The sequence below is a fragment of the Yoonia sp. genome (genome assembly GCF_017854565.1).
Classification (GTDB): domain Bacteria; phylum Pseudomonadota; class Alphaproteobacteria; order Rhodobacterales; family Rhodobacteraceae; genus Yoonia.
Genome location: NZ_JAFMHJ010000016.1, coordinates 47,228 through 67,263, shown reverse-complemented (window position 1 = coordinate 67,263; position 20,036 = coordinate 47,228). Strand labels below are relative to the sequence as shown.

Genomic DNA, 20,036 nt, shown 5'->3' with positions numbered 1-20,036 from the left:
GCCTTTTTCGGGTCGGTCACAACGGGGGACAGCAGGTGCGGGATGCCGTCGTAGACCGACAGTTCCAGCATCTTGGGGTCGATCATGATCATCCGGCATTCTTCGGGCGTCAGTTTGTAAAGCAGCGACAGGATCATCGTGTTGATGGCCACGGATTTGCCCGAGCCGGTCGTACCCGCAATCAACAGGTGGGGCATTTTGGCAAGGTTGGCGATGATCGGCTCGCCCCCGATGTCCTTGCCAAGCGCCAGCGGCAGCTTGTGGTTGCCATCGCCGAAATCGCGGTGCGACAGGATTTCGCGCAGGACAACTTTTTCGCGGTTTTCATTTGGCAATTCAATGCCGATCACGGACCGGCCCGGCACGGTGGACACACGCGCCGACAACGCCGACATGGACCGGGCGATATCATCGGACAGGCCGATGACGCGCGACGCTTTCAAACCCGGCGCGGGTTCAAGTTCGTACATGGTCACGACGGGTCCGGGGCGCACGGCGACAATTTCACCTTTGACGCCGTAGTCGTCCAGCACGCTTTCCAACATGCGGGCATTTTCTTCGAGCGCCTCATCGCTGAGGTGGTGGCGCTGGATTTCGACAGGGCTGGTCAGCAGGTTGAGCGGCGGACGGGTGTAGTCGGCGTATTTTTCATCAAACACCAGATCGGGCTGTGCCTCGGCCCGGGCTTGCCGGGATGGCTGCGGCGCACGTTTGAGAATGTGCTGCACGACCTTGCGTGGCTCTGGGGCAGGCACGGCGGGGGCCGCCATCCGGGGTGCGGGCTCATCAATATGCGGGGTGACCGCGTCCGGCTCTTCCAGGACTGTGTCAAGGTCGGCGGCCATATCATCGACCGGCTGAAATGCCAGCGGCTTTGGCCCGCGTCCCGCCGTCAGCGCGGGTTCGATGCGGATACCGATAGGCGCGGGCGGGATTTTGCGGTTCTTGATCGCGTCCGCGATACGTGCGCTGACCCGGTCGGGATCACCGGCGGGCTGATCGGCATAGTCAAGCGGCGTGGGGGTCACCAGTTCCGGTTCCGGCATCGGGTCGCCACGCTTGAGCAGACCTGCCAGCAGACCGGTGCTTTTGGGTTCTGGCGCGCGCAGCGGTGCGGACAGCGGCGGGGCTGGTGGCATCATGCGGCTGCCCATCGGCGGCTGGACCGACGGCATCGTCGCGTTTGCGCGCACGACAGCGGCACCACGGGACTTGAAGTCTGGCATCGGGCCACGGTCATCGTCCGGCACGATATCGGACGCGCGCGCCGCACGGGCCTGACTAGCCATTGCGCGCCGGTCTTGCAGCGTATTTGTCACGCCCTGCGCCGCCTGCACCGACAGCGCAGCACCACCGTCCAGCACCCGCAGGATCAGCGTATAAAGCATCACCGTACCAAGCAGCACAAACCGGGCGAACGCCCGCACTTCGGGCCGGGTAAAGCCCAGAACGAATGCCAGCAGCGCCAAAACGGCAATGCCCGACAGCAGCGAAAACAATTTGACGCCAAGGATGGTTCCGAAAGGTATGATCGTCAGGATCACCCCCAGAACAGTATCCCCGAACAGGCCGCCCAGACCAAAATTCGCAGGCCAATCCGCGCCCGGTGTCAGCGTCGCCGCATAGACCGAGGCCACGGCAACGGCGATAGGCGCAAAGATGACCCGGCCCAGCGCATGCTCTGCCCCGCGATGGGTCACGAACCGTGCGCCCCAGCCCACCAGAACCAGCGGTAGCGTCCAGATGCCAAGCCCCACGATCATCATCAGCGGTGCCGCAACAGAGGCACCGAAATGGCCCAGCCAGTTTTGTACCGGCGCATCGGTGGCCGAAATCCAGCTGGGATCGTCGGGCGTGTAGCTGCCCACCATGGCGGCAATCACAAGACCCACGAAGGCCAATGCCAGACCCAACAGTTCCTTGCTGCGTTTTTCAATCGCGGCTTGGGTGGTGCTGTCCAAAAGCGGATCGCGCTGACGTGTCTGGTAAGATGCCATCTGATCGTTCCTCAACCATACAAGCAGTCGCGGATCAGGGTCAGACCGCGCTGCATTTCTTGCGTTGGGGCCACCATGGCGACCCGAATAAAACCTTTGCCGGGGTTTTCACCGGCCACATCGCGGCTGAGATAGGCACCGGGCAGAACCCGCACGCCTGTCTCTTGCCACAGTTTCACCGCTGCCGGTTCGCCGTCGGCGACAGGCAGCCACAAAAAGAACCCCGCCTGTGGCGACTGGTAGCCGGGCACATGGCCCAGAATATCATCGGCCATGCCGTATTTGCGGTGATACAGCGCGCGGTTTTCGACCACATGCGCTTCGTCGTTCCATACCGCCGCCGCGACCGCCTGCAGGGGTTCGGGCAGCGGCGCCCCGGCATAGGCGCGCAAGGCCCTGATCCGGGCGATGGATTGCGGCCCACCCGCGCAAAAGCCCGACCGCAGACCCGGCAAGTTCGAACGTTTGGACAACGAATGAAAGATCACGACACGTTCTGGGTGGGCGCCCATTTCGGTGGCGATTTGCAGCGCGCCGGGCGGCGGCGTGTCGCGGTAAATCTCGGAATAGCATTCATCGGCGAAGATGATGAAATCATGCTTTTCGGCCAGCGTGATCAGGGCGCGCCAATAGGCGGCATCGGCCACAGCACCCTGCGGGTTCGCGGGCGAGCAGACATAGGCGATTGTCGTGCGATCAAGGATATCGTCCGGCACTGCGTGAAAATCGGGCAAATGTCCGGTCGCTTGGGTCGCAGGCACGTAAACCGGGTCGGCCCCGACAGAAAGCGCGGCAACGGCGTAGACCTGATAGAAAGGGTTCGGCGTCAGGATCACCGGCGGTTTGCCGTGCTTGGTTTCCGCCGACAGCGCCATGGCGGCGTTATACAGCCCCTCGCGGGTGCCGTTCAGGGCAAGGATCTGATCGGGTGCGATTTTCAGGTCGTAGCGTCGATGCAGAAACCCGCCAATCGCCGCCAAAAGATCAGGCAAGCCGTTGTTATCAGGATATTTTGCAAAGCCTTGCAGGTTGGCCGCAAGGATGTCACCCACAAAAGCAGGGAACGCATGGCGCGGCTCGCCAATCGTCATATTGATCACTTCGTCAGCCTGTGTGGGCACGTCAAGTAACGCGCGCAAACGTGGCCAAGTCGCAACCGGTAGGTTCGAAAACCGCTCGGGGAATACCATAACTGCCTCATTTTGCGGGATCATTTCGCCCCGCTTTGTACTAAACTAGCGCGAGCGGGCGGGTCCTGTCCACAATAAGGCGCGCAAGACTGCGATATTGTGGCTTTTAGGCCAGCGCCCGTTCTGCCGCAGCACACAGGCGCAGCAGCGCCGCCTCGCCGCCGTGGCGCCCGTTGAACATGATCCCGCAGGACGGCACGCCCGTAGGCAGCGTGATCGCGGCAACGTCGAGCAGGTTCGCCACCCGTGTGTTGCGCAGAGCGAGCAGGTTTTCGGCCTTGTAGTAGGCGTCATCGGTCAGCAGCCGTTCGGCGTTCGGCGGCAGAATTGGCGCGGTCGGCATGATCACGGCATCAAATTGGGCGGTTTCTGCGGCATATTGTTTGCGGATGTCGCGCAGCGTGTTCCAGCCCGCCACATAGTCCGGCCCGCTGACCGTCTGCCCGCCGCGCACGCGCTCAAGGATTTGCGGGAACATTTTTTCCGGATGCGCCTCGACGAGATCGCGCCACCAGCCGTAGCTGTCGGCGGCGTAAAGGTTCCCTGCCACGTTGAACGCATCAAAAAGCTGCGCGAAATAGCGGTGTTCGATGGTGGCACCGGCGTCTTGCAGACGCGCGACCGCGCTCTGGAACCCGGCACGGGGGGCATCGCGGACGTCGTCGGGCACGATGGTATCCAGCACCATCAGCCGGACCCCGTTCAGGGTACTGCCGCCAAGATCAGCGGCCTTGCCCCCTTCGAGAACGGCCAGCAGCAGGTTGGCGTCTTCGACAGATCGGCACAGCGGGCCGACGGTGTCGAACGTCATGCACAGCGGCACAGTGCCGTCCAACGACAGCCGCCCATGGGTGGTTTTCAAACCGACAAGATCGTTCCACGCTGACGGGATACGCACCGATCCGCCGGTGTCAGACCCGATACCAGCCGCAGCCAGCCCGAACGCAACCGACGCGGCAGCCCCCGACGATGACCCACCCGGCACGGCGTCTGGGTCGTGGATGCAGGGGGGTGTCGCGGTGATCGGGTTCAGGCCCAGCCCGGAAAAGGCGATTTCGGACATATGGGTCTTGCCAAGGCAGACCAAGCCGCCTGCGGTTGCGGTTTCCAGCACGGCGGCGTCGCGATCAGGCACGCGGCCTGCCATCAGGGCGGTTCCGGCCTCGGTGCCGATGCCTGCGGTGTCGAACAGGTCTTTCCATGACACCGGCACGCCATCCAGCGGGCCGCGCCGCATGCCTGATTTGGCCCGCGCGGCGGCGGCTGTGGCCTCGGCCATGGCGCGGGCATGGGTGACGCGGGCATAGATCCGGTCACGGTACTGGTGGGCGTCGATCGCATCCAGATACACGTTTGTCAGGGCAATAGGGTCGATTGTACCTGCGGCAATCGCACGTCCCAGATCCGCCGCAGTCATCCATCGCCAGTCTTGCATCGTCATTCTCCTGTTTTGCGCGACGGTAGCGGCCAAGCAGCGCATGGACAATCCCGCATGGGGCGGCATATTGCGACATATGGATACGGATATCATCATCGTTGGCGGTGGCCTGAATGGACCCGCTCTTGCCCTTGCTGCCGCACAGGCGGGATTTGCGGTCACGATCATCGACAGCTTGCCGGTGGACCAGCGCAAAAGGCCCGACTTTGACGGGCGCAGTTATGCGCTGGCGCTGGCGTCGACCCGGCTGTTGCGCGGGATCGGGATATGGGACGCGATCAAGAAAGACGCCCAGCCGATGCTGGAAATCAAGGTGACCGACGGACGTGCGGGCGAAGGCCCCGGCCCGTGGATGATGCATTTCGATCATGCCGAGATCGAAGAAGGGCCGATGGGCTATCTGGTGGAAGACCGGCACCTGCGCCGCGCCTTTCTGGACGCGATGGCGGCGGACAACCGGATCACGCAGCTGGCAGGTGAAACCGTTGTGGCGCAGGACATGCATGGACCGCGCGTGGCGGTCACACTGGCCTCTGGCGCGGCGATCACCGGGCAGGTTCTGGTCGGATCGGACGGACGGCAAAGCGGCACAGCGGCACGTGCGGGGATCAAACGCACCGGCTGGGGCTATGGGCAAACGGCGGTGGTCTGTGCTGTGGCGCATGAAAAGCCGCATGGCGGGATTGCACATCAGTTCTTTATGCCCGGCGGGCCGCTGGCGATCTTGCCGCTGACGGGCAACCGCAGTTCGATTGTCTGGAGCGAGGATGAAACCCGCGCTACCGCCCTGATGGCCATGAATGACGCCGATTTTCTGGATGCGCTGCGCCCGGCATTCGGCAGTTTTCTGGGGCAGATCAGCCTGACCGGCGCGCGGTTCGCCTATCCGCTGGGGCTGACGCTGGCCAATAGCCTGATCGCCGATCGCATCGCGCTGATCGGGGATGCCGCGCATGGGGTACATCCGATTGCGGGACAGGGGTTGAATGCGGGGCTGCGCGATGTGGCGGCCCTGGCCGAGGTGTTCGGCGACGCGCGCGCACGCGGCGAAGACATCGGCACGGCACAGACGCTGGCGCGCTATCAGCAATGGCGCCGGTTTGACACGGCAACGCTGGCGATTGCGACGGATACGTTTAATCGGCTGTTTTCCAACGACAACCCGCTGCTGCGCGCGGCACGCGACATCGGGATGGGCCTGATCAACGCAGCCCCTGGCCTGCGCCGCAACTTTATCCGAGAGGCGGCAGGCCTGACGGGTGATCTGCCCAAGCTGATGCGGGAGTAGGTCGCAGATATCTATAGAGCAGTCTTGTACGTTTCGAGAACCGGCTTGTCGTGTTTGAGGTGGCGGGCCACCAACAATGTCAGCTTTTTGCCAGCGGCAATCGGCAAGGCGGGGGCATGTGCATAGGTCATATTCTTCAGCTGAGGAAACAAGGTGAAAATTTCATCGCGGGCTTCGGTCGAAATGGCCTTCATTGCCTCCGGTCCGGTGTAGAGACTTTCGGTTGGTGCGCCTTCGGCATAAACGATCTGGTGATCATCGAACAAGAAGTGAAAAAACTCCACCTCTGCCATGCTGTCGTCCAAGTATATGCCTGGAAGTGCGGTCATTTTATGTGCGGGTATCAACACATCTCTTACTTTGAACATTCGTTCGACGATACGAGAAGATGCCATCAGACGATGCTGGCGCGAGACAAGCAAATCGCGCTTGGGCAGGCCGTGGCCAAGCGCGCCAGCGACAATGCGGACGGGCATCAATTTAGGATTGGCCCGAAACGCAATCTGCGAATATTTCTGCGATCCAATCCACCGGACGGTTTGATAGCCATTTGATCGTGTCTTGACCAAATCGCCCAAAGATAATTCCTCAACGGGACGCAGGCCGCAAGATGTCTCGATTTTGGTGCCGCGGGTAAAACAGGGCGGCGATGCAAGATCCACAAAGGGGTTTGACGGTCCCTCGCTCGAAGCTACGACGGTCAACGGTACGCCGATTGGTGGGAACCCTCCGACACCGCCGATAAATGCCAGACCCTCGACCGTGGCGTAAGAGGTCACGCCCGGTTCGTTGATGTTGAATGCCAGAACAGTATATGTGTTGCCATCCGGGTCTTCGAGGGTCAGCGAATACTCTGCTTCGACCCGCAAACCAGCCGCATAAGATACGCCGTCATATACTTGGGCTCCTTCAAGTGTCTGCGAATTGTCGCTGTCCTGAAAATTGGCATCGCTGTCAAAGACATTGACGGCGGTCCAATCGTTGTTGTTCAGCGTAATGGTCAATCCATCCAGATGCGATCCATCACCCTGAGTGATGCCTGACAATTGGCCGCCACCAGAAATTGAGATATTGGACTCAGCAAGAGTATAAATCGTTTCGACTGGCATTATGGTATTGCCCTTTGAGTATTGGAGCCTTGGAAAGTATTACGGTCCTTCGCTGCGAAGCATACGACGAAGGCCAAAGCTTTTCTACAGGACTTTGTCGGCCAGCCAAGTGGTGCGCTTGGTCGGGCCGCTGCCATGAACGCGCAGGACGTTGATCCCGCCGCGGCTAGTCCAGCTTGCGCGCTTCATCGACCAGCATCACGGGGATGCCGTTGCGGATCGGGAAGGCCAGATGTGCGGATTTTGATACCAGTTCGTGTTTGTCGGCGTCGTAGGTCAGGGTCGCCTGCGTCACGGGACAGACCAGCGCCTCGAGCATCTTGGGGTCAAAGGTGGTTTCGGTCATTGCATGGTCTCTTCGCTATTGCCGCCGCGCAGGGCGTATTCAATCAGCGTCAACAGGGTTTCGCGGCGGGTCGACAGCGACGGTGCCTCGAGCAGGGCCTGTTTGTCTTCGGGTTCGAACGGGCAAAGCATCGACAGGGAGTTGATCAGCAGCTCGTCCTCGGCATCGCCCAGGCTTTCCCAGTCAGTCGAAAGGCCCTGATCGACCAAAAACCGGCCAAGCGAATCCATGAATTTCGGACGATCAAAGCCGGGGTCTTTTTCGACCGGTCCCAGATCACGCTCGAAACCTTGCCAGTTGACCTTGCAGCGCCGGTAGGGCGTGAACCCTTCCACTTCTTGCACGATACGGAACCGGGACGCACCGGACATGGTGATCATATACCGCCCGTCTTCGGTTTCGGAAAACGCGGTGACCTTGCCCGCGCAGCCGATGCTGTGCAGCTTGCCCGCAGCGCCGGGGGCATCATAGGGCTGCACCATCCCGATCAGCCGCGACGACGTTTTCAGCACATCGTCCAGCATCGCCAGATAGCGCGGTTCGAACAGGTGCAACGGCAGCCGGGAGCGCGGCAAAAGCAGCGCACCGGGCAGAGGGAACACCGGGATGGTGTCGGGCAGGTCAGTTTTTGATATCATAAGCTGCAATCTAGGCCGAAGTTGAGGTCAGGCAAATATCATCGACGATAGTTTGCGGCGCCCGTTCAGAACAATCGGGTCCTTGGCATCGCGGGCATCGAAAATCTTGAAAAGCTGGGTTTTGGCGGCACCATCATTCCATTCCCGGTCACGGCGGAACAGTTCCAGCAGTTCGTTCACCGCCTCTTCGACCTTGCCGTTGGCGTGCAGTGCGACCGACAGATCGAAACGCGCCTGATGGTTATCGGGTTCGGCATCAACGGTGGCCTGCAATTCGGCAACGGGACCTGCATTTGCGGCCTCGCGGAGCAGGGTGATCTGGGCATGTACCGCCTCGAGCAGGGGGTCTGTCGAAATCTCGGCGGGGGCACCGTTCAGGATCGCCTCGGCCTGATCGACATCGTCCAGCGCCAGATAAGACCGCACCAAACCCGCATAAGCGGCGGCGTTGTTGGGTTCTTCTTGCAGGATGGCGGCAAATGTTTCAGCCGCATCGCTGGCGGCACCTTCGGCCAGCATCTGATTTGCGGCCTCAATCGCGGCGGTCAGACCTTCGGCCTCGGGGTCGCCAGCGAGGGCGGCGATCTTTTCAACAAATGCATTGATTTCCGATGGCGGCAGCGCGCCTTGGAACCCATCCACGGGCTGCCCTTTGTAAAACGCATAGACGGTGGGGATCGACTGCACCTGTAGTTGGCCCGCGTAAATCTGGTTGGCATCAACGTCGATCTTGACCAGCTTGACCCGGCCACCCGCCTTGGTCACCGCCGCCTCGATCGCGGGGCCAAGCGTTTTGCAGGGACCACACCATTTCGCCCAGAAATCAACAATCACCGGGACGGTCTGCGACGCTTCGATCACATCGGGTCCAAAGGTGCCGTCGGTGCCGTCTTTGATCAGGTCGTCGCCTGCTTTCGGGGTCGCATTCAGTTCGAGCATGTTCTGTCTCCTCAGTCGCGGTTTGGCCCATATATGTGGGTAACGCGGACCAAGTCCAAGGGGCAATGGCACTTTACGATCCCGCAAAGGGTGCATAGCGTGCGAAAATGACAAAAACACTGCTCACCTTCGGCGATAGCAACACCCATGGCACCCCGCCCATCGTGGCACGCGGGCCGTATTTTCGATTTGGCCCCGACAGCCGGTGGCCGACGGTGGCACGTGCGGCCATGGGCGCGGACTGGACCTTGGTCGAGGAAGGGCTGCCCGGACGCACGACCGCGCATCCCGATCCGGTGATGGGGGCGCATATGAATGGCCAGACAGGTCTGGCGATGGCACTGGAAAGCCACGGACCGATTGACCTGCTGACGATCATGCTGGGCACGAACGACCTGAAAACCCACTTTGGCCTGACCCCCGACGGAATCGTGGCGGGGGTTGCCGGGCTGTTGGCGATTGCGAAATCCGACCTTTACCAAATCCGGCACGGCGGGTTTGACGTGATGCTGATCTGCCCGCCAGCGGTCATCGAACAGGGGCCGATTTCGGATGTGTTTTTCGGGGCGGCAGCCAAATCACAAGCCCTGCCCGCGCTTTACCGGGCTTTGGCGGCGCATTGGGGTGTCGCGTTTCTTGATGCGGGCGCGCATATTGCGCCCTGCCCCAGCGACGGCGTTCATTTTACGGCTGACAGCCACCGGGCCCTTGGACAGGCGGTCGCGGCCAGAATGGCAGTGCTGTGATGCGGCCCAGACTTGCGGCCCTTGCGGTGGTCATTCACGACGGTCAGGTCCTGTTGGTGCGCCGCAAGAAAGACCCTGATGCGGGGCTGTGGGGGTTTCCCGGTGGCCATGTAGAGCCGGGCGAAACGGCCCTTGCCGCCGCCGCACGCGAACTGGCCGAGGAGACATCGGTGGTTGCAACACCCATGCGGTATCTGACGAACCTTGACATCATCATACATGATGATGCCGGCGCGCTGCGATTTCACTTTTTGCTGGCCGCGGTTCTGTGCCACTACCAACGCGGAACACCGCAAGCCGCCGATGATGTCAGCGATGCGCGCTGGTTCCCTGTCGCAACGGTCCCGACGCTGGAAACCAGCGCCAATGTCCAGTCAGTGATCGCGTTTGCCATGTCGTAAGGTGGGTTTTAACCCACCTGCCCGTTATTCGACCACGCCGACAATCGGCCCCAATTGAAACCCCAGATCCGACCGGCGCAGCGCAGGCGCATAAAGGCGCGATACTTTGCCGTCAAAATACAACGCATCGGGCAACTGCAGATAGTCGCGGAAAAAGCTGCCGAATTCATGGAATGACACCGGGTTATTCGAGATCACGAAAACGGCGGTCTTGCCGTCCGCCGTCGTCCCGACTCCATTGCGGATAAAGCGCGACGTGCTGCCCGGCAAGAACCGCGGGTGCAGTTGCCCCCCGATCACCAGCATCGGACCCGATTGCGTCGCATCCCGGCAGCGTGGTTTTGCTGCGACGAACTGCAATGTCTCGTAGACGCGGGCGTTTTTGTCAGTCACGCAGAACACACCGTTGGGCAGCAGGCCAAAGTTCCCCGGCCCGGCATTTGGCACGACGCGCATCTTTTGAACGCCGTTTTCCAGATAGTATCCAACCGGCGCACGGTCCGGGTGATACATCCCCGCGTTCATCGCAAAGACCAGATTTCCGGTCTCCAGCGTCGCATCAATCGCGCTGAAACTGCCCAGCACGGCGCCATTCCGGTCGCTATGAAACAGACGCAGCGCCTCGTGGGCGGCATCGACGGTGCAGGTGGTATAGCGACGTTCAAGGTAATCGACGTTGTCGCAGGTCACGGCCGGCAGCGGCGATGCAAGCCAGATGAAGGCAACGACCAGCCATCGCATCAGTCGTCAAGATCCTGTCGTACATGATCCTCGGCCAGCAGGGCGCGGGTGGCGTCCATCTGGTCAAAGGTGCCGTCGATTTCGAACCGCAGTTCGGGTGCAAACTTCTGGGTGCCGCCTTTGACCACCAGATGCCGCACTTCGTGGCGGTTGCGGCGCAATGCGGCAAGCGCCTCTTGCTTGCCATGCCCCCCCAGCGGCAGGATGAACGCCGTCGCGACCCGAAGGTCGGGCGACATGCGCACTTCGCCCACGGTGATGGACATGCGCCCCAGATCGGGGTCATGCACGTCACCACGTTGCAGAATTTCGGACAGGGTCCGGCGGATTTGCTCGCCCACCCGCAGCATGCGCTGCGTTGGGGCCTTGCCTTCGCGATTTGTGTTCTTTGCCATATCCCCCATTTAAGCGTTGTCGCGGGCAATGCCAAGCAAGGCTTTGCGCTACGGGCAAACCGGCGCTAAGACGGGACAAACAGACAAGGACAGACCCCATGACCAACACTCCAGGCATCGTGATTACCGGCGGATCGGGGAAAATGGGTCAGATGCTGATCAAATCGGTGCTGGCCTCGGACAAATGCCGCCTTGTGGGCGTGCTGGAACGGGCCGGTCATGATTGGGTCGGGCAGGATATCGGAACGGCGATGGGGGGCACCGCTGTCGGTGTCATGGTCACGGACGATGCGCTTGAGGTCTTTGCCAAGGCGCAGGCGGTGATTGATTTCACCGCCCCCGCCGCGACCGTTGGTTTTGCAGGCCTTGCCGCGCAGGCCCGCGCCGTTCATGTGATCGGCACGACCGGATTATCCGACACGGACCTGAAGGCGATCAATGCCGCGTCACATCATGCGGTGATCGTGCGGGCGGGCAATATGTCGCTGGGTGTGAACCTGCTGGTGCAACTGACCAAAAAGGTTGCCGCCGCATTGGATGCGGATTTCGACATCGAAATCATCGAGGCGCACCACAATCAAAAGGTCGATGCGCCATCGGGCACCGCGCTGATGCTGGGCGAAGCTGCCGCCGAGGGGCGTGGCGTCGTGCTGGCCGATGTCAGCGACAGCGGGCGTGACGGGATCACCGGCGCGCGCAAGCGTGGCGATATCGGGTTCAGCGCCATCCGTGGCGGCGATATTGTCGGGGAACATGACGTGATGTTTGCCGCAGCGGGCGAACGGATCGTGCTGCGCCACATCGCCACAGACCGCGCGATTTTCGCGCGCGGCGCGCTGAAAGCTGCCTTGTGGGGGCAGGACAAATCGCCCGGTGAATATGACATGGTCGACGTTCTGGGCCTTTGACCGCCGCCAAAGTGAACCAAACGGCGACCTGTTTCGTAATAATGGCACATGCGCGATAAAGAGGTGTCTTATGAAACGTCTTGCCCTGCTGCTTGGCCTTGCCGCCACGCCTGCCTTTGCCGAAAGCTATATCCCCGTAGTCGATCAGGATACGTTCGTGTCATTGCTGAACGGCAAAGAACTGCGGCACGGGTTTTACGGGATCACGCTGAACGTGCTGGAAAATGGCCAGATCAAAGGCGCGGCGATCGGCTGGGAGATCACGGGCAACTGGGTCTGGCAGGACGGGTATTTTTGCCGTGATCTGATATGGGGCGGTGATCCTTTGGGTTATAATTGTCAATTGGTCGAGGTGCGGGGCGACGACCGGATACGGTTTACCGTTGACCGGGGTGCTGGCAATTCCGCGTCCTTCCGCATCCGCTAGCCCACCATGATCACCACACCGAAGTGATGACAGCCACGGCAGGGCGGCTTTCGTGTGATGCACACGCTGCCGCGACCTGCCGTAGGGTTACGCGGTGATTACGCTTGCCATTTCCACCGTCTCACCAAAGGATGTCGTCATCAGCGCAAAAAGCGCGTGACACAACCGTAACTTGCGCCGACCAACGGTGCATAAAACAGGGAGATTTTCATGACATTGAAAACAAGGCTGCTGGCAACCAGCGCCGCAATTATGATCGCCACCACTGGCGCGGTCTATGCGGATGGCCATGCCACCCACCCCGTCACGGGCGAAACGCTCGCCTCGGATCAGACATTCACCTACCGCGATCTTGACGAAAGCCCGTCGATTGATCCGGGCATGGCCGAAGACAGCGCGGGCGGCGATATCGTTCGCGACCTGTTCGAGGGCCTGTTCAACCAAGATGCCGCCGGCAACCTGGAGCCGGGCGTCGCCACCGGATATGTGGTGAGCGGTGACAATCTGGTCTATACGTTCACCCTGCGCGATAATGCGAAATGGTCGAACGGTGATCCGGTCACCGCCGGCGATTTTGAATACGCCTGGAAGCGCGCCGCATCGCCCGCTCTTGCATCGCCCTATTCGTGGTTCATCGAATTGATGTCCGTCGAAAACGCATCTGCGGTGATTGCAGGCGATATGGAGCCATCGGCACTGGGCATTTCTGCGACTGATGACACCACGCTGGAAGTCCGGCTGAGCCAGCCGCTGCCGTATTTTACGCAGATGCTGACCCATTACACCACGTTCCCTGTCCATCAGGCGACCGTCGATGCGTTTGGCAGCGACTGGACCAAGCCGGGCAATATGGTGTCCAACGGCGCCTATGTCCTGACCCAGCATGTCCCGCAGGAAAAATTGGTGCGTGAACGCAACCCGATGTATTGGGACAATGAAAACACCATCATCGAAAAGGTCACATCGCTGGTAATCAACGATGAAAACGTGGCTCTGACGCGGTATCTGGCCGGAGAGCTGGACCGGACCGACGTACCCGCCGGACAATTCCCGCGCCTGTCTGCTGAATATCCCGCGCAGGCGATGTCGGTGCCCTATGCATGTTCCTATTATTACATGTTCAACCTGCGCGACAATGGCCCCGAAGAGCTGAAAGATCCCGACGTGCGCAAAGCGCTGAGCCTTGCCATTGACCGTGATATCATCACGGAAAACGTGCTGGCAGGTGGTCAAAAGTCGGCCTACACCTTCACGCATTGGGCGACTGCGGGCTTTGAAACGCCGGATATTCCGATGGCATCCATGACGCAGGCCGCGCGCAATGAAATGGCCAAGGACCTGCTGGCGCAGGCCGGTTATGGCGCTGATAACCCGCTGACCATTGATCTGGTCTATAACACTGACGAAGCCCACAAATCTGTCGCCGTGGCGATCAGCCAGATGTGGAAGCAGACATTGGGCGTTGAAACCACGCTGGCAAACCAAGAATGGCAGACCTTTCTTGAGGCGCGCAGCAACGGAGATTTCGACGTGGCTCGTGGCGGCTGGTGTGCCGACTATAACGAGGCATCGACGTTCCTTGATCTGATGCAGTCCGCAAGCGGCTACAACGACAGTAAATACGTCAATCCAGAAGTCGATGCCCTGCTGGCGGATGCCAAGACGGCGGACAATCCGCAGGCGGATTATACTGCGGTCGAGCAGATTATCGCCGTCGATACGCCGATCATGCCGATCTACCACTATGCGTCGGTCAAGATGTTTGCCGAAAATCTGGAAGGCTGGCCGTTCGAGAACTTCCAGCAAAACTGGTACTCGCGCGATCTGTACAAAATCGCCAAATAATCACGCAACGTGATCAGCCGCGCCGCCCGATTGGGGTGGGCGCGGCGCTTTTTTCTTCACAATTCCAGAAACTTGTGGATCCCTGACATATGTTCATCTTTGTTGCCCGCCGCCTTGCCGTGGCCATCCCGACCCTATTGATACTGGTCGTCTTGTCATTTGTGTTGATGTACGCGGCACCGGGCGGCCCGTTCAATTCCGAACGCCCCCTGCCGCCCGAAGTGCTGCGCAATATCGAGGCGAAATACGGGCTGGATCAGCCGTTCTGGAAGCAAATCGTCAACTATGTCGTCGGGGTCGTGACCCAATTCGATTTCGGCCCGTCATTTCAGTACAAGGACCGCACCGTCAACGACGTCATTGCCCAAGGTTTTCCCGTCACGCTGACCTATGGCTTCTGGTCATTTGTCGTGGCTGTGACCGTCGGTGTGTCGCTGGGGGTTGCTGCCGCGATCAAGCAGAACACCTGGCTGGATTATCTGGCCGTCGGCATCTCGATCGGCGCACAGGTGCTGCCGAATTTTGTGATGGCGCCAATTCTGCTGCTGGTGTTCACGCTGTGGCTGGGGTGGCTGCCCGGTGGCGGCTGGAACGGCGGTCAGTGGGAATATCTGATCATGCCGGTCTTGGCGCTTTCTACGTCCTATATGGCGTCGATTGCGCGGATCACCCGGTCGTCCATGCTGGAGGTGCTGAACACCAATTTCATCCGCACGGCACAGGCCAAGGGGCTGCCGATGCGCCGGGTCATCTGGCACCACGCGATGAAGCCCGCGATGCTGCCGGTGCTGTCATATCTGGGACCTGCGTTTGTGGGGATGATCACCGGGTCCGTCGTGATCGACGTGATCTTTTCGACCGGCGGGATCGGGCAGTTTTTTGTGAATTCGGCGTTTAACCGGGACTATTCCGTTATCATGGGGATCACCATTCTGGTGGGCACCCTGACAATCCTGTTCAACCTTGCGGTCGATATCCTGTACGCGTGGATCGACCCGAAGATCAGGTATTAGGGAACCAAGGCCATGTTGCCAAATCCATCAACAGTTGAATCCGTCGCGGCGGCCATGGACATGGCCGAGTTACGCGGCAGGTCGCTTTGGGCTGATGCCCGGACGCGGTTTTCGCGCAATAAGGCTGCGGTCGTTTCATTGGTCCTGCTGATCCTGATTGGCGCATTCGCGGTTTTCGGATCGTACCTGACGACACATGAGCGCGACTTTATTGATTTCAGCCTGACCGGGCGATACGCCTATCTGGGCGTGCCATCGTTTGAGACCGGGCATTATTTCGGCACGGACGCGGACGGTCGCGACCTTTATGCACGCACGGTTCAGGGGACCGGCATATCGCTGATGGTCGGGGCCGTTGGGGCATTGGTCGCGGTCACGGTGGGCACGCTTTATGGCGCGACGGCGGGATACTTTGGTGGCCGGATTGATGGCGCGATGATGCGGATCGTCGATATCTTGATGTCGATTCCATTCATGTTCGTGCTGATCTTGATGCTGGTCATCTTTGGCCGCTCTATCTTTATGCTGTTTCTGGGAATCGGTCTGATTTCGTGGCTGGATATGGCCCGGATCGCGCGCGGGCAGACGATGACCATCAAGAACAAGGAATTTGTCGAAGCCGCCCATGCGATTGGCGTGCATCCGGCCAAGATTATCCTGCGCCATATCGTGCCGAACCTGCTGGGGATCGTGATTGTCTATGCGACGCTGCTGATCCCCAACATGATCATTTTCGAAAGCTTCATCAGTTATCTTGGCCTTGGCGTGCAAGAGCCGGACACATCGCTTGGCGCGCTGATCGGGGAAGGCGCGCGCAACATGGGCAATGGCGTTTTATGGCAGCTTTTCTTTCCTCTCTTTTTCTTTGTCATGACGATCTTTGCCTTGTTCTTCGTTGGCGACGGTTTGCGTGATGCGCTTGACCCCAAGGACCGCTGAACATGCCTCTTTTGGAAATCGACAACCTGCGTGTCACATTCAGCACCGCAGACGGTGATGTGAACGCCGTCAACGGTGTCAGCTTTGACATCAACCAAGGCGAGACGCTGGCCATCGTCGGTGAAAGCGGGTCGGGCAAAAGCCAGACCGCCTTTGCCATGATGGGGCTTTTGGCCAAGAACGGGCGGGCGGCGGGGGCGGCGCGGTTTGATGGCAAAGACCTGCTAACCATGAGCAACCGTGACCTGAACCAAATCCGAGCCCGCGAAATGGCGATGATCTTTCAGGACCCAATGACATCCCTGAACCCCTATATGCGGATCAGCGACCAGATGGCCGAGGTGCTGATGCTGCACAAAGGGATGGGCAAGGCGGCGGCCATAAACGAGGCGACCAAGATGCTGGACGCGGTCCGCATTCCCGACGCCCGCGCCCGGATCACGATGTTCCCGCATGAATTTTCGGGCGGCATGCGCCAGCGGATCATGATTGCGATGGCCCTGCTGTGCCAACCCAGACTGCTGATCGCAGACGAGCCGACGACCGCGCTTGATGTGACTGTGCAGGCCCAGATCATGCAGGTGCTGGGCGATATTCGCCGCGATTTTGGCACCGCCGTGATCTTGATCACGCATGATCTTGGCGTGGTAGCGGGGTTTTGCGACCGGACGCTGGTGATGTATGGCGGGCAAATCATGGAAGAAGGCCCGACCGATGATGTCTTTGCCAGCCCGGTGCATCCTTATACCAGCGGCCTTTTGAAGGCTGTACCGCGCCTTGACCGGGCCGATGCCACGCTGGCCACCATTGCGGGCGAACCGCCGGATATGTCGCGCCTGCCTGCCGGTTGCCCCTTTTCGCCCCGCTGCGCGCAGGTGCTGGACAACTGCCGCGCGGAACGCCCCGTGCTTGCGACGCGGGGCAACCGCCGCCGGGCCTGCCATCTGCCCATCAAGGAGGTCGCGTGATGTCCCCGATCCTGTCTGTGCGCGATCTGTCGGTCACGTTTGATGTCCGCCGCCCCGGTTCCTGGCCATGGACGCCCGCGCGCAAACTGCATGCCGTATCCGAGGTGTCGTTCGATCTGGCCCCCGGCGAATGTCTGGGCGTCGTCGGCGAAAGCGGGTCCGGCAAGTCCACGCTTGCGCGCGCGATTGTCGGCACCGTGCCATCGTCGGGCGGCAACATCTTTTTTGAGGGCGCCGATCTGGCCAATATGGATGCACGCCAGCGCCGGGTGCATCGGCGCGATGTGCAGATGATCTTTCAAGATCCGCTGGCGGCGCTGAACCCACGCATGACCGTGGGCGAAATCATCGCAGAGCCGCTGATCACTCATGAACCCAAGACGCCCCGCAAACAGGTCACGTCCCGCGTACGCGCATTGATGGAGCGGGTCGGTTTGTTGCCCAATCTGGTAAACCGTTATCCGCACGAATTTTCCGGCGGACAATGCCAACGGATCGGGATTGCGCGTGCGCTGATCCTCAAACCGAAATTGATCATCTGCGACGAACCCGTTTCGGCGTTGGATGTGTCCGTGCAGGCGCAGGTGGTCAACCTTTTGATGGAATTGCAGCGCGACATGGGCCTGTCGATGATCTTTATCGCGCATGACCTTAGCGTGGTGCGGCATATCAGCGACCGCATCGTGGTGATGTATCTGGGCCGCGTGATGGAAACGGCCGCCAGTGACATCCTGACCACCGCGCCCGAACACCCCTATAGTCAAGCACTGATCGCGTCGGTGCCGATCCCCGACCCGGTGCTGGAACGTGCGCGCCCGCGTCCGATCTTGGAGGGCGAGCTGCCATCGCCGCTGGCGCCACCGTCAGGCTGTGTCTTTCGCACCCGCTGTCCAAAGGTCCAGCCATCATGTGCAGGGACCCGGCCCGCGCTGCAAGATATTGCGCAGGGGCATCAGGTCGCCTGTCCGTTCCATGCCGCGCAACAGGTTTTGGCGGTCACCGGATAGCGCGGATGATTCGCGCCACCTTTGGCGACAGCACCCATAGTCGAAACATAATAATGACATTGTCCCTTCATAAATTTGCCGGGAACGCCTAACAGGTAGGTGTTGTAATATGTAATGACTGGTGGGTCCGTGAACAAGAAACTAACCGGCGCTTTTCTAGTAAGCGCATTGATGATGAACACCACCCAGATGGCGTTTGCACAGCAAGTGACCCTGCGGACGGTCGATGGCCAATCCAGCATGCAAGGCGTGTTGTTGCCGGGCGAAGCGGACGTGTTTGTGATCGAGACAGCCGTTGGCATCATGCGGATCAGCAAAAGCGACGTCGAATGTCTGGGTGCGGCCTGTCCCGTGATTGTGCGACAGCCCGCAGATGTGATTGTGCATGGCTCTGATACCATCGGCGATAAGCTGTTTCCGCTTCTGGTCCAAGGCTATGCCGAGGCCCTGAATGCGACCGTCACCAATACAGAAGACCTTGGCGACACCCGCACAGAGCTGCAGGTCTATGACGCAGGCGGGTTCGGCAACCGGGTTCTCACGGTTGAGGTTCAGGCGGCGGGTTCGTCCACCGGGTTGCGGTCGCTGATTGATGGCACCGCCGATATCGGCATGTCGTCGCGCCCCGTGACCCCCGAAGAGATTGCCGCAATCGCACAGCAGGGGCGTGGGGACCTGTTGGATTTGTCGCAAGAATATATCGTGGCCGTTGACAGTATTCTGGCAATCGTATCGCCAAACAACCCGGTTTCAGACCTGACAGTCGGCCAAATGTCCGACATCTTTTCGGGCCGCGTTCGGAACTGGGCCGATGTTGGTGGACCTGATTTGCCGATAACGGTCTACACCCGCGATGCGGAATCGGGCACACGTGGCGTCTTTACCTCGCAGATTCTCGCGCCCGCAGGCGTTGACATGTCCGCCACCGCAGTTGTTGTCGGCGGGAACGAGCAAATGGCCCAGCAGGTCGTTGCGGATATTGGTGGCATTGGCTATGTCGGCTTTGCCAGTTTGGGCGACGCCAAAAGCGTGAACCTGATTGCAAGCTGCGGGATCAAAATGGTCGCAACCGAATTTGCGGCAAAGACGGAAGAATATCCACTTGAACGCCGCCTGCGGCTTTTCACGGACAACAATCCAAAACCCAGAACGCAAAATCTTCTCGATTTTTCCATATCGCCCTCTGCCGACATATTGGTCCGCGAAGCCGGGTTCATTGATCTGGGCGTGTCTGTGCGGGAAAATTACCAAACCACGATGGATCTGAATGCGCAGGAATTCATAGACGAACCTGCCGCGCTGTCATACCTGAGCGAAATGGTGTCGACCTTGTCGAACGCAGAGCGGCTTTCCACAACATTCCGGTTTGAAATTGGTTCGGCCGTTTTGGACAACAAGGCGCAGCGCGACATTGTACGCGTTGTTGAATACCTCAAACGCCCCGAAAATGCCGCCCGCGAGGTGGTTTTCGTAGGCTACAGCGATGACGTCGGAGCGTTCGAGTTGAACGGTGCGCTGTCCAGCAGCCGTGCGGACACAACATTGCGCGCCGTGCTGTCGCACCCCGATGCCCGGCAGATGGACAGGACACGTTTTCGCGCGGCTGGGTTTGGCGAACTGGCGCCGGTCGCATGCAATGACGACGAAGACGGCCGCCGCCGCAACCGCCGGGTAGAGCTGTGGCTGCGGTAGCACGCTGAC

At 60.2% G+C, this 20,036-nt stretch carries 20 protein-coding genes; 11 read left to right on the top strand and 9 right to left on the bottom strand.

Features of this window, described 5'->3' with window-relative positions; genetic code table 11:
• The 3 genes from QZ196_RS08840 to QZ196_RS08830 all read right to left on the bottom strand — a co-directional run.
• A partial coding sequence (locus tag QZ196_RS08840) for a DNA translocase FtsK 4TM domain-containing protein (protein ID WP_296425580.1) occupies positions 1-1,997 on the bottom strand: 1,997 nt, incomplete at its 3' end.
• An 11-nt stretch (positions 1,998-2,008) separates the two neighbouring features.
• Positions 2,009-3,187 (bottom strand): aminotransferase class I/II-fold pyridoxal phosphate-dependent enzyme, encoded by a 1,179-nt coding sequence (locus QZ196_RS08835; RefSeq protein ID WP_296425584.1) that lies wholly within the window; start codon positions 3,185-3,187, stop codon positions 2,009-2,011.
• A 106-nt stretch (positions 3,188-3,293) separates the two neighbouring features.
• Entirely contained in the window at positions 3,294-4,622 is a 1,329-nt protein-coding gene (locus tag QZ196_RS08830) for an amidase family protein (RefSeq protein ID WP_296425578.1), read from the bottom strand.
• A gap of 43 nt (positions 4,623-4,665) precedes the next feature.
• Here QZ196_RS08830 and QZ196_RS08825 point away from each other — a divergent pair, with 43 nt between their 5' ends.
• Entirely contained in the window at positions 4,666-5,913 is a 1,248-nt protein-coding gene (locus QZ196_RS08825; RefSeq protein ID WP_296425575.1) for a UbiH/UbiF/VisC/COQ6 family ubiquinone biosynthesis hydroxylase, read from the top strand.
• A gap of 11 nt (positions 5,914-5,924) precedes the next feature.
• On the opposite strand, the gene QZ196_RS08820 is transcribed toward QZ196_RS08825, so the two are convergent.
• From QZ196_RS08820 to QZ196_RS08805, 4 genes are all read right to left on the bottom strand, one after another.
• Positions 5,925-7,022: a Hint domain-containing protein gene (locus tag QZ196_RS08820; RefSeq protein ID WP_296425573.1), complete on the bottom strand. Its 1,098-nt coding sequence runs from the start codon at positions 7,020-7,022 to the stop codon at positions 5,925-5,927.
• A 166-nt stretch (positions 7,023-7,188) separates the two neighbouring features.
• Complete coding sequence (locus QZ196_RS08815; protein WP_296425572.1) at positions 7,189-7,368, bottom strand: Trm112 family protein; 180 nt, start codon at positions 7,366-7,368, stop codon at positions 7,189-7,191.
• The gene (locus tag QZ196_RS08810) at positions 7,365-8,006 is read right to left on the bottom strand and encodes an LON peptidase substrate-binding domain-containing protein (protein ID WP_296425569.1); all 642 of its coding nucleotides are present in this window, start codon (positions 8,004-8,006) and stop codon (positions 7,365-7,367) included. The genes QZ196_RS08815 and QZ196_RS08810 overlap by 4 nt, the downstream gene beginning before the upstream one ends.
• A 27-nt stretch (positions 8,007-8,033) precedes the next feature.
• Positions 8,034-8,945: a co-chaperone YbbN gene (locus QZ196_RS08805; protein WP_296425568.1), complete on the bottom strand. Its 912-nt coding sequence runs from the start codon at positions 8,943-8,945 to the stop codon at positions 8,034-8,036.
• A 107-nt stretch (positions 8,946-9,052) separates the two neighbouring features.
• On the opposite strand from QZ196_RS08805, the gene QZ196_RS08800 reads away from it, so the two are divergent.
• Complete coding sequence (locus QZ196_RS08800; RefSeq protein ID WP_296425565.1) at positions 9,053-9,691, top strand: SGNH/GDSL hydrolase family protein; 639 nt, start codon at positions 9,053-9,055, stop codon at positions 9,689-9,691.
• Positions 9,691-10,092: an NUDIX hydrolase gene (locus QZ196_RS08795; protein ID WP_296425563.1), complete on the top strand. Its 402-nt coding sequence runs from the start codon at positions 9,691-9,693 to the stop codon at positions 10,090-10,092. The genes QZ196_RS08800 and QZ196_RS08795 overlap by 1 nt, the downstream gene beginning before the upstream one ends.
• 24 nt (positions 10,093-10,116) lie before the next feature.
• On the opposite strand, the gene QZ196_RS08790 is transcribed toward QZ196_RS08795, so the two are convergent.
• The gene (locus QZ196_RS08790; protein ID WP_296425561.1) at positions 10,117-10,833 is read right to left on the bottom strand and encodes a phosphodiester glycosidase family protein; all 717 of its coding nucleotides are present in this window, start codon (positions 10,831-10,833) and stop codon (positions 10,117-10,119) included.
• Positions 10,833-11,228: a 30S ribosome-binding factor RbfA gene (rbfA, locus tag QZ196_RS08785; protein WP_296425559.1), complete on the bottom strand. Its 396-nt coding sequence runs from the start codon at positions 11,226-11,228 to the stop codon at positions 10,833-10,835. Before rbfA ends, QZ196_RS08790 begins: the two co-directional genes overlap by 1 nt.
• Positions 11,229-11,326: 98 nt before the next feature.
• Here rbfA and dapB point away from each other — a divergent pair, with 98 nt between their 5' ends.
• The 8 genes from dapB to QZ196_RS08745 all read left to right on the top strand — a co-directional run bounded on the left by dapB (position 11,327) and on the right by QZ196_RS08745 (position 20,027).
• The gene (dapB, locus tag QZ196_RS08780) at positions 11,327-12,136 is read left to right on the top strand and encodes a 4-hydroxy-tetrahydrodipicolinate reductase (protein WP_296425558.1); all 810 of its coding nucleotides are present in this window, start codon (positions 11,327-11,329) and stop codon (positions 12,134-12,136) included.
• A gap of 70 nt (positions 12,137-12,206) precedes the next feature.
• Positions 12,207-12,563 (top strand): dihydrodipicolinate reductase, encoded by a 357-nt coding sequence (locus tag QZ196_RS08775; RefSeq protein ID WP_296425556.1) that lies wholly within the window; start codon positions 12,207-12,209, stop codon positions 12,561-12,563.
• Between the two features lie 210 nt (positions 12,564-12,773).
• On the top strand, positions 12,774-14,408 hold the full coding sequence (locus tag QZ196_RS08770; protein ID WP_296425555.1) for a peptide ABC transporter substrate-binding protein: 1,635 nt from the start codon (positions 12,774-12,776) through the stop codon (positions 14,406-14,408).
• 89 nt (positions 14,409-14,497) lie between these two features.
• Complete coding sequence (gene oppB, locus QZ196_RS08765; RefSeq protein ID WP_296425554.1) at positions 14,498-15,421, top strand: oligopeptide ABC transporter permease OppB; 924 nt, start codon at positions 14,498-14,500, stop codon at positions 15,419-15,421.
• A gap of 12 nt (positions 15,422-15,433) precedes the next feature.
• Complete coding sequence (locus QZ196_RS08760) at positions 15,434-16,360, top strand: ABC transporter permease subunit (protein ID WP_296425553.1); 927 nt, start codon at positions 15,434-15,436, stop codon at positions 16,358-16,360.
• A gap of 2 nt (positions 16,361-16,362) precedes the next feature.
• Positions 16,363-17,328 carry an oligopeptide/dipeptide ABC transporter ATP-binding protein gene (locus tag QZ196_RS08755; RefSeq protein ID WP_296425552.1) on the top strand — a complete coding sequence of 322 codons (966 nt, stop codon included), beginning with the start codon at positions 16,363-16,365 and terminating at the stop codon, positions 17,326-17,328.
• Positions 17,328-18,335 carry an oligopeptide/dipeptide ABC transporter ATP-binding protein gene (locus QZ196_RS08750; RefSeq protein ID WP_296425551.1) on the top strand — a complete coding sequence of 336 codons (1,008 nt, stop codon included), beginning with the start codon at positions 17,328-17,330 and terminating at the stop codon, positions 18,333-18,335. The genes QZ196_RS08755 and QZ196_RS08750 overlap by 1 nt, the downstream gene beginning before the upstream one ends.
• 129 nt (positions 18,336-18,464) lie before the next feature.
• Positions 18,465-20,027 carry a phosphate ABC transporter substrate-binding/OmpA family protein gene (locus QZ196_RS08745; RefSeq protein WP_296425550.1) on the top strand — a complete coding sequence of 521 codons (1,563 nt, stop codon included), beginning with the start codon at positions 18,465-18,467 and terminating at the stop codon, positions 20,025-20,027.
• The last annotated feature ends 9 nt before the right edge of the window (positions 20,028-20,036 follow it).

Bases quoted from the DNA above. Each gene is read 5' to 3' on its own strand.
- QZ196_RS08835 (WP_296425584.1), bottom strand. From the start codon at position 3,187: ATGGTATTCCCCGAGCGGTTTTCGAACCTACCGGTTGCGACTTGGCCA.
- QZ196_RS08830 (WP_296425578.1), bottom strand. From the start codon at position 4,622: ATGCAAGACTGGCGATGGATGACTGCGGCGGATCTGGGACGTGCGATT.
- QZ196_RS08825 (WP_296425575.1), top strand. From the start codon at position 4,666: ATGGACAATCCCGCATGGGGCGGCATATTGCGACATATGGATACGGAT.
- QZ196_RS08820 (WP_296425573.1), bottom strand. From the start codon at position 7,022: ATGCCAGTCGAAACGATTTATACTCTTGCTGAGTCCAATATCTCAATT.
- QZ196_RS08815 (WP_296425572.1), bottom strand. From the start codon at position 7,368: ATGACCGAAACCACCTTTGACCCCAAGATGCTCGAGGCGCTGGTCTGT.
- QZ196_RS08810 (WP_296425569.1), bottom strand. From the start codon at position 8,006: ATGATATCAAAAACTGACCTGCCCGACACCATCCCGGTGTTCCCTCTG.
- QZ196_RS08805 (WP_296425568.1), bottom strand. From the start codon at position 8,945: ATGCTCGAACTGAATGCGACCCCGAAAGCAGGCGACGACCTGATCAAA.
- QZ196_RS08800 (WP_296425565.1), top strand. From the start codon at position 9,053: ATGACAAAAACACTGCTCACCTTCGGCGATAGCAACACCCATGGCACC.
- QZ196_RS08795 (WP_296425563.1), top strand. From the start codon at position 9,691: ATGCGGCCCAGACTTGCGGCCCTTGCGGTGGTCATTCACGACGGTCAG.
- QZ196_RS08790 (WP_296425561.1), bottom strand. From the start codon at position 10,833: ATGCGATGGCTGGTCGTTGCCTTCATCTGGCTTGCATCGCCGCTGCCG.
- rbfA (WP_296425559.1), bottom strand. From the start codon at position 11,228: ATGGCAAAGAACACAAATCGCGAAGGCAAGGCCCCAACGCAGCGCATG.
- dapB (WP_296425558.1), top strand. From the start codon at position 11,327: ATGACCAACACTCCAGGCATCGTGATTACCGGCGGATCGGGGAAAATG.
- QZ196_RS08775 (WP_296425556.1), top strand. From the start codon at position 12,207: ATGAAACGTCTTGCCCTGCTGCTTGGCCTTGCCGCCACGCCTGCCTTT.
- QZ196_RS08770 (WP_296425555.1), top strand. From the start codon at position 12,774: ATGACATTGAAAACAAGGCTGCTGGCAACCAGCGCCGCAATTATGATC.
- oppB (WP_296425554.1), top strand. From the start codon at position 14,498: ATGTTCATCTTTGTTGCCCGCCGCCTTGCCGTGGCCATCCCGACCCTA.
- QZ196_RS08760 (WP_296425553.1), top strand. From the start codon at position 15,434: ATGTTGCCAAATCCATCAACAGTTGAATCCGTCGCGGCGGCCATGGAC.
- QZ196_RS08755 (WP_296425552.1), top strand. From the start codon at position 16,363: ATGCCTCTTTTGGAAATCGACAACCTGCGTGTCACATTCAGCACCGCA.
- QZ196_RS08750 (WP_296425551.1), top strand. From the start codon at position 17,328: ATGTCCCCGATCCTGTCTGTGCGCGATCTGTCGGTCACGTTTGATGTC.